Annotated in this window: 10 protein-coding genes; 4 read left to right on the top strand and 6 right to left on the bottom strand. The window is 49.2% G+C overall.

What is annotated here, in order from left to right; genetic code table 11:
- Window positions 1-77 precede the first annotated feature (77 nt).
- The 3 genes from carB to KDM87_RS05240 all read right to left on the bottom strand — a co-directional run bounded on the left by carB (window position 78) and on the right by KDM87_RS05240 (window position 5,137).
- Entirely contained in the window at window positions 78-3,296 is a 3,219-nt protein-coding gene (gene carB / locus KDM87_RS05250; protein ID WP_212678107.1) for a carbamoyl-phosphate synthase large subunit, read from the bottom strand.
- A 5-nt stretch (window positions 3,297-3,301) separates the two neighbouring features.
- Window positions 3,302-4,456 (bottom strand): glutamine-hydrolyzing carbamoyl-phosphate synthase small subunit, encoded by a 1,155-nt coding sequence (carA, locus tag KDM87_RS05245; RefSeq protein WP_212678668.1) that lies wholly within the window; start codon window positions 4,454-4,456, stop codon window positions 3,302-3,304.
- A 273-nt stretch (window positions 4,457-4,729) separates the two neighbouring features.
- Entirely contained in the window at window positions 4,730-5,137 is a 408-nt protein-coding gene (locus KDM87_RS05240) for a GlcG/HbpS family heme-binding protein (protein ID WP_212678106.1), read from the bottom strand.
- A gap of 176 nt (window positions 5,138-5,313) precedes the next feature.
- Between KDM87_RS05240 and KDM87_RS05235 the strand changes: the two genes are divergently transcribed.
- The gene (locus KDM87_RS05235; RefSeq protein ID WP_212678105.1) at window positions 5,314-5,856 is read left to right on the top strand and encodes a C40 family peptidase; all 543 of its coding nucleotides are present in this window, start codon (window positions 5,314-5,316) and stop codon (window positions 5,854-5,856) included.
- Between the two features lie 125 nt (window positions 5,857-5,981).
- Here the strand turns inward: KDM87_RS05235 and KDM87_RS05230 are convergent, their stop codons facing one another.
- Window positions 5,982-6,836: a patatin-like phospholipase family protein gene (locus KDM87_RS05230; RefSeq protein ID WP_212678667.1), complete on the bottom strand. Its 855-nt coding sequence runs from the start codon at window positions 6,834-6,836 to the stop codon at window positions 5,982-5,984.
- Window positions 6,837-7,294: 458 nt separating this feature from the next.
- Here KDM87_RS05230 and KDM87_RS05225 point away from each other — a divergent pair, with 458 nt between their 5' ends.
- Window positions 7,295-9,370: a bifunctional 2',3'-cyclic-nucleotide 2'-phosphodiesterase/3'-nucleotidase gene (locus tag KDM87_RS05225; protein ID WP_212678104.1), complete on the top strand. Its 2,076-nt coding sequence runs from the start codon at window positions 7,295-7,297 to the stop codon at window positions 9,368-9,370.
- A 92-nt stretch (window positions 9,371-9,462) separates the two neighbouring features.
- A complete protein-coding gene (locus tag KDM87_RS05220; RefSeq protein ID WP_212678103.1) occupies window positions 9,463-10,209 on the top strand; it encodes a tetratricopeptide repeat protein in 747 nt (248 codons plus the stop codon).
- A 66-nt stretch (window positions 10,210-10,275) separates the two neighbouring features.
- On the opposite strand, the gene KDM87_RS05215 is transcribed toward KDM87_RS05220, so the two are convergent.
- On the bottom strand, window positions 10,276-10,890 hold the full coding sequence (locus tag KDM87_RS05215; RefSeq protein WP_212678102.1) for a LysE family transporter: 615 nt from the start codon (window positions 10,888-10,890) through the stop codon (window positions 10,276-10,278).
- A 728-nt stretch (window positions 10,891-11,618) separates the two neighbouring features.
- Here KDM87_RS05215 and KDM87_RS05210 point away from each other — a divergent pair.
- Window positions 11,619-14,756 (top strand): EAL domain-containing protein, encoded by a 3,138-nt coding sequence (locus tag KDM87_RS05210; protein WP_212678101.1) that lies wholly within the window; start codon window positions 11,619-11,621, stop codon window positions 14,754-14,756.
- A gap of 59 nt (window positions 14,757-14,815) precedes the next feature.
- On the opposite strand, the gene KDM87_RS05205 is transcribed toward KDM87_RS05210, so the two are convergent.
- Window positions 14,816-15,331, bottom strand: a complete 516-nt coding sequence (locus KDM87_RS05205) for a hypothetical protein (RefSeq protein ID WP_230407605.1) — start codon at window positions 15,329-15,331, stop codon at window positions 14,816-14,818.
- Window positions 15,332-15,468: the final 137 nt, after the last annotated feature.

The raw sequence follows: 15,468 nt of genomic DNA, 5'->3' as shown, positions 1-15,468 counted from the left end.
GCGTAAGTGATGTCTTTTGTGACCTCTGTATCGAAGATGCAGTATTGGAACTCAGAGTACCAATACTGTAATTTTTATCAGTTTAAGGTCTTATGCAAACCTTGTAAATCATAAACATGCAATTCATTCAAATGATGCATACCTTCGACTGCAGCTTCAGCACCTGCAATCGTTGTGAAAGTCGTCGCACGCGCAATCAGTGCTGAGGTACGAATTGCACGTGAATCAGTAATCGCATTCCGCTTTTCTTCAACTGTGTTGATGACCATCGCAATTTCATTGTTTTTGATCATATCAACAACATGCGGCCGCCCTTCAACCACTTTATTAACGATGGAAACAGCAACCCCCTCAGCAGCAATCGCAGCAGCTGTGCCACGTGTGGCAACAACAGAAAAACCAAGCTCCACCAGGTCTTTTGCTACTTTTACCGCGCGTGGCTTATCACTATTTTTCACGCTGAGGAAAACCTTACCAGAAGTCGGCAATTTTACGCCCGCACCCAGTTGCGATTTCACGAAAGCTTCGCCAAAGGTTTTACCAACCCCCATGACTTCGCCGGTTGACTTCATTTCTGGGCCAAGAATTGTATCGACACCAGGGAACTTCACAAACGGGAAGACTGCCTCTTTAACGCTGAAGTATGGCGGTACAACTTCAGCGCCAATTCCCTGCGAATCCAGCGACTGACCGACCATGCAACGCGCAGCGATTTTCGCCAGTTGCAAGCCCGTTGATTTAGACACATAAGGCACCGTGCGGGAAGCGCGTGGATTTACCTCAAGAACGAAAACAACATCCTTACCGTCTTGTTTTTGAATCGCGAACTGCACATTCATCAAACCAACGACATTCAAGCCCTTGGCCATCAGCGCAGTCTGGCGCTTGAGTTCAGCAATAGTCTCTTGCGACAAAGAATATGGTGGCAATGAACATGCAGAGTCACCGGAGTGCACACCCGCCTGCTCAATATGTTCCATCACGCCACCGATGAACGTACGCCGTCCATCAGATAAGCAATCAACGTCAACTTCAATCGCATCATTCAGGAAGCGATCCAGCAAGACTGGAGAGTCATGCGACACCTTGACGGCTTCGCGCATGTAACGCTCAAGATCGCGTTGTTCATGGACGATTTCCATCGCACGACCACCCAACACATACGATGGACGCACAACCAATGGGTAACCAATTTCCTGTGCCAGTGCCAGCGCATCCGCCTCAGTACGCGCGGTACGATTAGGCGGCTGACGCAAGCCCAATTCCTGCAACATTTTCTGGAAGCGTTCGCGATCTTCAGCAGCATCAATCATGTCAGGCGAAGTTCCAACGATAGGAACACCATTCGCTTCCAGATCCAGTGCCAGTTTCAAAGGCGTCTGCCCACCGTATTGCACGATTACACCAACTGGTTTTTCTTTATCGACGATTTCCAGTACATCTTCCAGCGTCAGCGGCTCAAAATACAGACGGTCAGAAGTGTCGTAGTCTGTCGACACAGTTTCAGGATTGCAGTTGACCATGATGGTTTCATAACCATCTTCGCGCATTGCAAATGCGGCGTGTACGCAGCAATAATCGAATTCAATACCCTGACCGATGCGGTTAGGGCCGCCACCCAGCACCATGATCTTTTTCTTATCGGTAGGATAAGATTCGCATTCTTCTTCATAAGTCGAATACATGTAGGCGGTGTTCGTGGCGAACTCACCGGCGCAAGTATCAACGCGTTTATACACTGGGCGCACACCCAGAGTACGGCGTTTTTCACGAATCGCTGTGTCAGTCGTCTTCAACAACTTTGCCAGGCGACGGTCAGAGAAACCTTTTTGCTTCAATTGCAGCATCAGCGCTTTATCCACGCTGTCGAGCGACTGCTCATCGAGCCACAACTCAATATCCACGATATCTTTGATCTGCACCAGGAACCATGGGTCGATATGCGTCAGTTGATGCACTTCTTCCATGGTAAAGCCCTGGGCAAACGCATCGCCTACATACCAGATACGGTCCGGGCCAGGCTCACCAAGTTCCTTTTCCAGGGTTTCGCGGTCCTGGGTTTTTTCATTCATGCCATCAACGCCAACTTCGAGACCGCGCAACGCTTTCTGGAACGATTCCTGGAATGTGCGGCCGATCGCCATCACTTCACCGACAGATTTCATCTGTGTCGTCAGGCGATTATCTGCTTGCGGGAATTTTTCAAATGCGAAACGTGGAATCTTGGTGACGACGTAATCAATCGAAGGCTCGAAAGAAGCTGGTGTTGCACCACCTGTAATTTCATTACGCAATTCATCGAGTGTGAAGCCGACAGCCAGCTTCGCAGCAATCTTAGCAATAGGAAAACCAGTCGCTTTCGATGCCAACGCAGATGAACGGGACACACGCGGATTCATCTCAATGACGATCATGCGACCATCCGCCGGATTAACCGAGAACTGCACGTTAGAACCACCGGTATCCACACCAATTTCACGCAGTACCGCCAGCGAGGCGTTACGCATGATCTGATACTCTTTATCCGTCAACGTTTGCGCCGGAGCAACCGTAATGGAGTCACCGGTGTGGACGCCCATAGGATCCAGGTTTTCGATGGAGCAGACGATGATGCAGTTGTCGGCCTTGTCGCGCACGACTTCCATCTCATATTCTTTCCAGCCTATCAGCGATTCTTCAATCAGCAATTCGTTGGTTGGTGACGCTTCCAGACCGCGTTTGCAGATGGTTTCGAATTCTTCAGGGTTGTAAGCAATACCGCCACCCGTTCCGCCCATCGTGAACGACGGACGAATGATGACCGGGAAGCCCACTTCCTTTTGCACCGTCCACGCTTCATCCATCGAGTGCGCAACACCGGAGCGGGCGGAACCAAGACCAATCTTGGTCATCGCATTCTTAAATTTCAGTCGATCTTCCGCTTTATCAATCGCCTCAGGCGTTGCACCGATCAGTTCGACTTTATATTTATCAAGCACGCCATTGCGCCATAAGTCCAGCGCGCAATTCAGCGCAGTCTGGCCACCCATGGTAGGCAGGATCGCATCCGGTTTTTCTTTAGCGATGATGCGTTCAACCACTTGCCAGGTAATCGGTTCGATGTAAGTCACATCGGCCATTTCCGGGTCGGTCATGATGGTGGCAGGATTACTGTTCACCAGAATGACTTTGTAACCCTCTTCGCGCAAAGCCTTACAAGCCTGTGCGCCGGAATAATCAAATTCGCAAGCCTGACCGATGATGATAGGGCCAGCGCCGATAATTAAAATACTTTTTATGTCGTTACGTTTTGGCATTTTTATTATTCTCCTGTCTTTGCCGTGGTCATCAATGTGATAAAGCGATCAAACAGGTAGGCAATATCATGCGGTCCCGGAGACGCTTCAGGATGCCCCTGGAAGCAGAAAGCTGGCTTGTCAGTACGCGCAAAACCTTGCAGGGAGCCATCAAACAAAGACACGTGCGTAACACGGCAATTTGCTGGCAAGGAAGTCGCATCAACCGCAAAACCATGATTCTGTGACGTGATCAATACCTGTTTGGTATCCAGATCCTGTACCGGGTGGTTGGCACCGTGATGACCGAATTTCATTTTCAGAGTCTTCGCACCAGATGCGAGCGCCATGATTTGATGACCAAGGCAAATACCAAAGGTCGGAATACCCTTCTCGATCAACTCTTTGGCAGCAGTAATTGCGTAATCGCAAGGCTCAGGGTCGCCAGGACCATTCGATAAAAACACGCCATCAGGATTCAGCGCCAGCACTTCGGCAGCCGTAGATTGCGCTGGTAATACGGTGACCTTGCAACCCCGCTCAGCCAGCATGCGCAAAATATTGCGCTTGACGCCGAAGTCGAAAGCAACCACATGGAACATTGGATCTTTCAACTGACCATAACCCTGACCCAGCACCCACTCAGATTCAGTCCACTCATAAGCCTGCTTGGCAGAAACAACTTTCGCCAGATCCATACCGGACAGGCCTGGGAATGATTTCGCCAGCGCGATCGCTTTTTCAGCATCAGCACCAACCAGAATCGCACCACCTTGCGCACCTTTTTCACGCAAGATACGCGTCAGCTTGCGGGTATCAATACCGGCAATAGCAACGATGTTTTGGGACTGGAGGTAAGCAGAGAGGGATTGTTCGGAGCGGAAATTGGAAACCAGTTGCGGTAAATCTTTAATAATCAGGCCAGCGGCGTGAATTTTGTCAGATTCAACGTCTTCAGAATTAACACCAGTGTTACCAATATGCGGATACGTCAGGGTGACAATTTGAGAACTGTAACTGGGGTCGGTGAGGATTTCCTGATAGCCAGTCATGGAAGTGTTGAAAACAACTTCACCAAGAGTATGACCGGCAGCGCCAATAGAATATCCAGTGAAAATAGTTCCATCGGCAAGAGCAAGTATGGCGGTGTCCTGACCGGAACGAAGAAGGGACTGCGGAATGGGCAGCAAGGGCAACTCCTGTATTGTTACCGCCGCTGCGACGCCCCAAGTTGCGTTATCTCAGGCCGAACGATAAACGAGCGGCCTGTCAATAAGAATGGAGCGATGAGAATTTGGGTAGGCGCTACGGCGAGATTTCGAATTAGTTAAACCCTCGAATTATAGCTCAAAACCACCTCTCAGGCAAATCATAAACCCTTACAAATCCCTGAATTCCCGCGTTTCAACTTAGCCACTACGCGTCCTTGAATAAAAACGCGGGAAGATCAGCAATTACAAACCTAAGGCGGCAATCCCTGCTTTGGCAATTTGCGCATCTTCTTGAGATTTCACTCCCGAAACGCCAACAGCGCCAACACAATGGCCATCAACAAAAATAGGAACACCCCCTTCGAGCATTCCCTCAATCAGCGGCGCGCTGAGGAATGAATAGCGCCCGTTATTAATCAGATCTTCATAAATCTTAGACTCACGCTTACCTAAGGCAGCCGTCGTTGCCTTCGCTGGTGCAATATGCGCAGACACAGGCGCCACGCCATCCAGTCGTTGCAACCACATCAGATGCCCACCATCATCAACAATCGCGATCACCACCGCCCAATTGTTGGCTTTCGCTTCCGCCTCGGCTGCTGCAGCGATTTTTTTGACATCGTCCAGCGTCAGGATAGGTTTGGTTTGCATAGTCAGCTCCGTATTTAGTAGAGCGGGGATTGTACGCGATGCCGAATTTCATTGGAGTAAAAAGTGTTTTTCAATTTTTACCTTTAAAAGGGGCGATCCATGAAATGAGACCCTAAAGGTTTACATTATTGAAGACTTCGCTTAAAGTTGACCCGTTTTCTTCAATAAGTGCCAAGATGCTAATAAACGTTTCCAGACTAAAAAGAAATGCCACATTAGTGCTCGTCGCAGCAGCATTGCAACTATCCGTCTGCTATCAGGCTCAGGCAAGCGACAACCCCTTCCCTGAATCCTCCACTGCGTTCAGCAAACTGCAAGAAATCAAACAACGTGCCTCTGATCTGACCATGAAAGCGATGGACTTCATGGGCATACGCTACAAACGTGGCGGTAGCACGCCGGAAAACGGCCTCGACTGCAGCGGGTTTGTACGCCTAGTATTTAAAGATGCGTTAGGTGCCAACCTGCCCCGTACCGCAGCAGAAATCAGTCGCGTTGGCGAAAATATCGATCAGAAAGATCTTCAACCCGGCGATCTGGTGTTTTACAACACATTGCGACGCGGCTTTTCACACGTTGGCATTTACCTCGGGGATAATAAATTTATTCACTCTCCTTCCGCTGGTGGTCAGGTGCGGATAGAAAGCATGGATATTGCCTACTGGAAAAATCGGTTCAACGGCGCCCGCCGCATTAACGACAACGACACCAAGCAATAGTTAGCATTTCAACTCTCCGCATATACTCCCCCTGATTTTCAAATAAAAAAGCCTGGCGTCAGCGTCAACACCAGGCTTTGTAAAATACTCCCCGGGAGTATATTTACCGGTCAATGACTTTACAATCAGCGCTCCTGCATCGCCTTTAATTTCTGCTTCAATTCAGGCATCGCCGCCATCGCCGCGCGCTCACCCGCCAGTATCGCCAAATTACGCCCCGCAAAATCACTGCCCTTCATGCTTGGCAATTCAGGGCGAATCACCACATCCGCCTGTTTCAGCTCGAAGTGATTAATGCTCTGCCCCATGATTGTCACTGTCTGCAACAAAATATCGATCGTACTATTGCCATTTTGCGCTTCGGGTTGCTGAGAGATATTGACGGCAATCACCAGATCGGCCCCCATATCTCTGGCGAAACGTACCGGTACAGGAGCCACTAAACCACCATCGACATACTGACGGTCATTGATCCGTACTGGCTGAAAAACTGCGGGCACCGCAGACGATGCGCGTACCGCCGTACCAGTATTACCGCGTTGAAATAAAACAGCTTGCCCGCTGGACAGATCGGTTGCCACTGCACCAAACGGCTTTTTAAGTTTTTCAATCGGCGTCTGATGCACCATACGATTGACGTACGCTTGCAAAGCATCCCCTTTCAGCACACCACTGGATTTGGCAAACAAGGGTAAAGACCAGTCAGAAATCGTTGCCTCATCCATTTCCAGCGCCATCTTCTGCAGCGCAAAGCCATTGTTACCCGCAGCGTACATCGCCCCGACAACGCTGCCAGCGCTGGTACCAACCACGATATCAGCCTGTATTCCCTGCGACTCCAGTGCTTTAATAACGCCAATATGGGCAAAACCGCGCGCCGCGCCACCACCTAACGCCAGACCTATCTTGACTGGCCGGTTCGCCTTGGCAACAGGAATCGCCGTTACTGGCGTCGGCACGACCGATGGCTGCGTGCTCATACAAGCACTCATCAGGCTCAATGCGGACACCGAGGCAAAGAACGCTGTGTATTTTTTGAATTTTGAAAAACGTAATTTAAGTGTGGTAATAGAAAACACGAAGAAGGTTGGCATGTGATTGGTCAGAAACTGAATAGAGAATTGCTTCAAGACAACGCCATTAAAGCAAAACGCTTTAACAACATCTTGTTTGCAGGACAGAATTATATTTCCAAACACCGGCTCACGTCTGGATGGCGAGAAATCAGAACGAATTTTTACTTCATTTTCAGAAACAACTGTGCATTAATAAAAAGAAAATATTGTACTGTCATATCATTGACATATTCACCACTGATAATCCTCAGGTCTGCTGGGAATGAAGACAAAGAATAAAAATTCATATTTTTTAATGAAATTAGCAATCGATTGCGCAATCGCTGGCAACCGTTTCTGAACCTAAAATTGAGAAAGACAACATGAAAACAATCCATTGGCTACCGCCGCTTACAGCATTAGCTTTAACAGCCTGCGGCACCAGCTCAAATACTGTCAGCGTGATTCCTGAGGGAACTGTTTTAAAAGTCGCGTTACTTGAAACGACCGATTTACATCAAAACATTCTGAGTTATGACTACTACGGCTTAAAAGCGGATACCAGCCTCGGCCTTGAGCGCACTGCTGCGCTGATCAAATCGGCACGTGCAGAAAATCCAAATACCGTATTGCTGGATGATGGCGACGTCATTCAAGGTACATTGCTCGGCGATTATCAAGCGGTAGCCTCGCCAGTTACTTGCAGTGGCACGATGGCCATCCATAAAGTGATGAACGCGCTGCAATATGACGGTGCCGGTGTTGGCAATCACGAATTCAACTATGGCCTGAATTTCCTCAGCCAAATCACCAACACTGATTTTGGTCTGAGCGACGTCACAAAACCAGTCAACTGCGGCGCACCTAAGTTCCCAGTGGTTCTCGCCAACGTGGTTGGTATCAGTAGCCAAAAACCGATCTTCAATCCTTACTCCATCATTCCTAAAAAATTCAATGCGACGACACCAGACGGATCACCGCTGAGCGTTACGCTGAATGTCGGTATCATGGGCTTTGTCCCACCGCAGATTATGGATTGGGATCAAAAATACCTGGCGGGCAAAGTCATGGTGAATGGTGCGGTCGAAACAGCGAATAAATACATTCCGGAAATGCGCACAAAAGGTGCGGATCTGGTCGTTGCCTTGTCTCACGGCGGTCTGGATGCTTCAGCCTATAGCCCGAAAATGGAAAATGCCAGTCTGCATCTGACCAATACTGGTATTGATGCTTTGATGGTAGGCCACTCTCATCTGATCTTCCCGAAAGCCAAAGAAGCCAACGGCCCTGCGATAGACGCATCCTTAGCTGCGCTGCCAGCAAGCCAGGTGGATACTGTCAAAGGTCTGGTGAATGGTGTTCCTACCGTCATGGCGCAAAGCTGGGGGCGTCGCCTCGGTATCATCCAGATGGTATTGAAATACCAGGGTGGTAAATGGGTAGTACAAAAAGATCAGACCAACGTCGAAGCACGCGGCTTTAAATACAAAGATGGCACAACAATTGTTGATGCCGATGCCTCTGTTGCGCCGCTGGTCGATACTGAGCATAAAGCAGCACTGTCTTACGCAACTCAGCCGCTGGGAACGACAACTGACTTTGAAATGTCTGCCTATTTTGCGTTGGTCGGCGATGTCAGCGCGATTCAAATCGTGAATCAGGCACAAATCGATTACGTCAAAAATTTCATTACCAACTCGACGGATGCGACCATCGCCAGTTACAAAACGATCCCAGTTATTTCCTGCAGCGCGCCATTTAAGGCTGGCCGCAACGGTGCAACGGACTTTACCGATGTCGCACCAACAGCGACATCGACAGCACCAGTCGGTCTGCAAGTACGAAATCCTGGCGACCTGTATTTGTACGGCAACAATAATATCCAGGCAGTCAAGATCAAAGGTTCGGATCTGAAAGCCTGGTTGGAAACCGTCGCAAAACAGTTCGCGCAAATCAATCCAGCTTTGACCACAGAGCAAGATCTGGTGCCATCGTATGGAACCATCTATAACTACGATGTGTTCTACGCTGAAAACAATGCGCTGACCTATCAGATTGATGTGACGAAAGCCGCTGGTAGCCGCATCGTGAACCTGACATACGCAGGTAAGCCTATTGCCGACACCGATGATTTCATCGTTGCCACCAACGACTATCGTGCTGCAGGCGGTGGTAATGTCCCAGGCATTGACGGCAGCAAAACCATCATCAAATCACCTGATGCAAATCAGGCGGTGGTCAGCGATTACGTGAAAAAACAAGGCAAACTGACACTGGCAAAAAATGGCTCGGGCAAAAGCTGGAGTTTCGTTAAAGCCGCCACTGCTGGTCCTGTCATTCTGCGCTCAGCACCTGGCAAATTGGCCATCGCCAATAATTCTGGCTTGAGCCTGGTGAAATCCGAAGGCGCACTCGATGCCAATGGTTTCGCCAAATATGCGATTGACCTGAGCAAATAATCGTAAGGCAATCCGCATTAAACAGTTGAAAGTTGTAAGTAGTCATTTCAGCGCTAAACCTGCTCCTGGCAACAGGGGCAGGTTTTTATAATATGAAGACCATGAAAAACATCATCACCCGTGCTGCCCTCGCCTGCACCGCCAGCCTTTTCGTTGCATGCACACCTGGCATCAACAACCATCCTGGCACCGCGGAAATTGAATCGACAGGCATGCGCGCGATACAAGCACAACATCCTGATGCCATCAAAACTCTCAGAGTATGGGCCAATCAGGGGATAGTGACGGCACAAAGAGAACTCAGCTTTGCCCTTGCCGTACAACAGGATAAACAGACAGAAGCCGCGCAATGGATGGAAAAAGCAGCCAAAGCTGGCGACACAGAGGCCCAATTCGCATTTGCTGAAGCTAACTACAAAGCTAAACTTGGACTCACTCAAAACCTGACGGTTGCGTGGAAATGGTACGAGGCGGCAGCGAAAAACAATGCCAAGGCGAGCTTCATGCTGGCACGCATGGCGAAATACGGCGAAGGCACGCCGCTTGATCTGCAAAAATCGGTGCACTGGTTAAAAGTTGCCAGCGATCAGGGCAATGCCCAGGCAATGTTCTTACTCTCAAATGCCTACGCTGATGGCGACGGCATCGCCAAAGATCCCGTACAAGCCAGAACATGGCTGGAACGCTCAGCGGAAGGCGATTTTCCACCAGCAATACAGGCTCTTGCGATGGAACTGGAAGGTGATACCAAGCACCAAGACCCAGATAAACTGAGCGCTCGTCACTTGCTGAAAGAGGCCGCTGATGAACGCATGTTGCGCTGGAATAAATTTCAGTAAAGGCAGCTAAATTTTCCGTAAAAAAGCCCGCATCTCGCAGGCTTTTTTTTACGCAGACACAAAAGTCTAACGCGAAGAAACAAGTTTCAGGCCAAAACCGATCAGTGATAAACCTGCGAGTTTCTCCAATACGCGGGTCGCTGTCGGATTAGCGCGCAGGCGCTCCGCCAGAAAATGTGTCAGCAACACCGCAATCAAACCATAAATGAATGTCAGAATAGCGATAGTCGTTGCCATAAACCCAAACGTGATAAGCCCCTGATGGCGCACCGGATCGACAAATAAGGGGAAAAAAGCCATATAAAACACGATGGCTTTCGGATTCAGCAAAGTAATCGTCAGCGCCTGCTGCATGTAATGATGCGGTTTGATGTTTAACACCGGCGCAACACCCGGTTTGGCCAGCAACATCTTGCATCCCAGCCAGATCAAATACGCTGCACCCAACCACTGCACGGCCTGAAACGCAGCAGGATACGAATGCAGCACCGCAGCAACACCAGCCACTGCCATCCAGAGCAAGACCTGATCGCCGAATATCACGCCAAACGTTGCTGCCAGACCACCTTTGATACCACCTTTGCTGGTCGAGGTGATCAAAGCCAGGTTACCAGGCCCGGGAATAATCAGTAACACAATAAATGCGATGACAAACGAGCCGTAATCAGTAACACCGAGCATGATCAATCCTTAAGTTAAGCAAATACGCCAAATGATAGTCTTGCTTTATACAGTAAGAGAAAACCTGACTTGCAATCAAGCATTTCTTTATTTCTTTGTTTGCAGGCAAACAAACGATTCTGGTCATGTTTGACAGCGTTGATCAGAATGAATTACTCATTGCCTTCGCTTAGCAGTACCGCCAGCCCACTTTCATCCTGGCAAACGAACGCATTTGATTGTCATAACACTCAGAAAGTAAAGTGAAGCAGATGAGTTATGCATTTCATGAATGATTATTATCTAAATATTTGATTTTACGTATTTATTGCACTGCAGTATAGTTACACCTGTCTCCTCCAACACCGTCAAGGTTTGGATTTAAGCCCGCTAATGCGGGCTATTTTTTTTGTCCGCCGTCTTTTTTGTCCACCGTCCCTCCGCAATCGCACATCAGAAATGAAGTTCCTGCACATTTCTTGCAAAACAACTTCACAACTACATCATCCCTGAAATAAATAGAAAACCCCGGGATTAGGCTAGGTTGAAATTATTAAATTAATATTAATGATTCTGACTTCCATCATTGATCATTACTCTGTCGTCCAGAAAAAAATATCCGTACATGAGGTTTTTTACCCTCTGATTCCACTACTATTCCTACTTAAAGTAAATTTACGACAAGCTCCCGGTATCAAATTTTCATCGAATCCTGAGTTTTTTATCGAATCGACATCAACTGATTGCCCATGCCGTCCACTGTCAATTCAAATTCGTTTAAACGCCACATCTGGTACACACTGTCATTACTGGTCATCCTGGTCTGCACGTTCACCTTGTCCGTCATCGCAGAAAAAACAATCGATGCAGCGAACGAACAGCGACTGAACTCATTTCTTCTGGCCGATGAGTTGCGCCAGTCTTCCGATGACCTGACTCGCATGGCGCAACTGTATGTTGTTTCCGGTGATCGCCGGATGTTGCAGTACTATCAAGACATACTGGATATCCGCGACGGTAAAAAACCAAGGCCAGTGAACTACAGAGGCATCTATTGGGATCTGGTGCTTGCGACAGGAACGCTACCGACAGCGGAAAGCAAACAGACGAAGCCACTTCTGGAATTGATGCGGGAAGCAGGCTTTACCGAGCAAGAACTCAGTGTGTTGTCAAAAGCGAAGGTTTTTTCAGACCGTTTGACACAGACTGAACGGGAAGCAATGCAATTGCGCCAATCAGAGAACGGCAAAGAAAAAGCAAGCCAAATGTTGCACGACTTGGCGTACCTGAACGCCAAAGCAGCGATCATGAAGCCCATCGATGATTTTTATGGTTTGATGACGGCACGAACCAATAACGCAGTCAGCAGCGCAGAACATCGTGCATTGTTAATCCGGTTTCTCTTTATTGGTCTGGCGCTGCTATCACTACTGATGCTCTACCGCACCTCACGCGCACTCAGGATCATTATGGGTGGCTCGGTCAGCGAGGTCCACGCAGAGATTACACGTATTGGCAACGGAGACTTCAGCAAACCATTGCCTGTCACTGAAAGCCTGCCAGGTTCCGTGCTCGCCCGGCTGGCAGAGATGCAAAGTAAATTAAAACAAATCACGGATCAGCATCAATCAGCGCAGACAGAATTGCGTCAGAGCGAGGTGAATCTGAAAATCGCCCAGCAACTTGCGCAGATCGGTAACTGGGATATCAACCGAAACACCGGTGAAGCGATCTGGTCCGACGAGGTGTACCGTATTTACGAAGTGACTCCCGACACTTTTACGCCTACAGCTCATTCTTTCGTCGACGCAACTCACCCCGACGACCGGCTCTTGCTCAGTCGCAGTTACAACGACGCCATTGAGAACAAGACCGCGTATGAAATTACCCGTCGTTTGTTATTAAAAGACGGGCGAATAAAATACATCAACGAGCGCGGTAAACCTATCTATCAGGAAGACGGGCATGTTCTGCACTTAATCGGCACGGTGCAGGACGTCACCACCAGCAAACTCAGCGAATTGGCATTGAAACGGCTCAATCGCGATTTACGCTTGCTCAGCGACTGTAACATGGCGCTCGTGCGGGCTGAAGACGAGCATACCTTGCTCAATGAAATCAGTCGCTTGTGCGTCGAAAGTGGCGGCTATCTGATGGCGTGGGTCGGATATGCAGAGTATGACGATGCACGGACTGTCAAGCCTGTCGCACTGTCTGGTTACGAGAATGGCTATCTCGATGGCATCAATATTTCTTGGGGCGGCAACGCACTCGGTAGCGGGCCGGTCGGTTCTGCGATCAGAACCGGTGAACCGACGACAATTCAAAATGTATTAACCGACGAAAGAATGCGGCCATGGCGCACGGCGGCGATACAACGCGGCTACCGCTCAAGCATAGGTTTACCGCTGATTCATAACGAACATACTATTGGCGCCCTCACCCTTTACTCCAGTGAAGCAAACGCTTTCGATGCAGAAGAAATCAGGCTGCTGATGGAACTCGCTAACGATCTCGCGTTTGGCATTATCAACTTACGTACCCGCGCCGCGCACGCCGAAGCCAAGTTGAAACTGGATTTCCTGGCCAACTTCGACTCCTTGACACACCTGCCAAACCGGACGCTGCTGCAAGACCGTTTTGAACATGCAGCGATGATTGCTGACAGCGAAAACACAATGGTTTCGCTGCTTTATCTCGATCTTGATCACTTTAAACACATCAACGACAGCCTCGGTTATGCGACCGGAGATCGCGTATTGATTAAAGTCGTCGAGCGTCTGCGTCAGTGCATACCCGAGACCGCCACCATCAGCAGACTGAGCGGCGATGAATTCGTCGTTCTTCTGACTGGCAAACGCGATGCAATCGGCGTAGCCGGAATGGCGAATACCATCAGTGATATTTTTATCGACCCTGTTGATATCGACGGCAATACGCTGAATATTTCGTGCTCTATTGGTATCGGCTTATATCCTGAGGATGGGAAAGATTTCGACACACTGCTCAAACATACCCATGCTGCTGTCGACAGTGCGAAAGAAGCCGGACGTAACACCTATTGCTTTTTCTCGCATGAGATGAATTCTGGTCTGACAGAACAGATCAGATTGACCGGTGGTTTGGCGCACGCATTACGCAATCAGGAATTCCGCATCCATTATCAGCCCCAGTCCGACATTCACAGCGGAAAAATCATCGGCGCAGAAGCGCTGCTGCGCTGGCAACATCCGGTGGATGGCTTAATTTCACCAGGCAAATTCATCAGCCTGGCAGAGCGCAGTGGTCACATCGTGCCTATCGGCGAATGGGTACTGAACGAAGCCTGCCGTCAGGCTGCCAGCTGGTTGCGCGACTATCCTGATGCCCCGGTCGTCGCAGTCAATCTGTCGGCATTACAGTTCAAACGCGGCAAAATTCTGGATGTGGTTGCCAACGCACTCACACAGTCTGGCTTGCCGCCGCATCAACTGGAACTGGAACTGACAGAATCGATTTTATTGCAAGACGTCGGCGCGACAATAAACATCCTGCACGGATTAAAAAATCTGGGCGTCAAATTATCGATCGATGACTTTGGAACTGGCTATTCCAGTCTGTCGTACCTGAAACAGTTGGCCGTCGATAAGCTGAAAATTGATCAGTCGTTTGTGCGCGACATGCTGACCAGTGCCGATGGCGCGGCCATCGTCAAGACCATCATTCAGCTTGGACACAACCTGCAACTGACCGTCATCGCCGAGGGTGTTGAAACCAAAGAACAACTGGCATGTCTGAACGAATATGGATGTGATGAAGTACAAGGCTACTTACTCAGCCATCCGTTACCGGTCAACGAACTACACCGTTTGCTTACCGAACGATCCGCCACGCTTACAGTCGATTAAAGTCGAGCCGCATCCGGACGATGCGGCTCGCAGTCAATACTGTCGCTGATGAAATACCATCAGAAACGTCGGCGCTCACGCGGCTCGAACACAGGATCAGGGCCATTTTCCAGTTTGCGCACAATGCCAGCGTGGTCGAAATACACCGCCATCAGTGAATTCCAGACGCCACTTTCCTTGTATGGATACGACCAAGCTTCCAGCTCGACTCTGGAGTAATACACATTTTCATACGGCGCACCCAGTATCCTCAACACAGCCGCCTTATCCGATACGCCCGGTTTGATTTCGGCAAATTTCTGATCGGTCAGCACTTGTTCATACGAAAGCACTTTGCCGTCGGCAGCAACCCTGACCATGTGCGTCGCCTGTGCCCTGCGACCACGCATGTACTCAAGTAAATGGGTTTGCCCATCCTGATACACATGGGTAGGATTGCCCAGCTTGGCAAGCACGTCAGTTTCCGTTTGCAGCGCTGCAATATCTACGGAAGACCAACTGGCACATGCGCTTAAAACAGCCAGCAGACTGATCGAAGCAAGTCTGGCAAAAACGTTCATTTTGAGTTTTTTCATCTTCATCTGAGAATATCGAATCGGTTCTGGCATTAGCAACCGAAACTACCAAGCAAAGTCACTAAAAGAAATAGCGGCACACAGACGAATCGTACACCGTTACTCTATTTGCTTCAGGCCGCAACAAATCAGAATGA

Source organism: Cognatundibacterium rivi, assembly GCF_018139565.1.
GTDB classification, from domain to species: Bacteria; Pseudomonadota; Gammaproteobacteria; order Burkholderiales; family Burkholderiaceae_D; genus Undibacterium; species Undibacterium rivi.
Note: the sequence above shows the minus strand (reverse complement) of the source record. Positions and strands in the feature narration are given on the sequence as shown.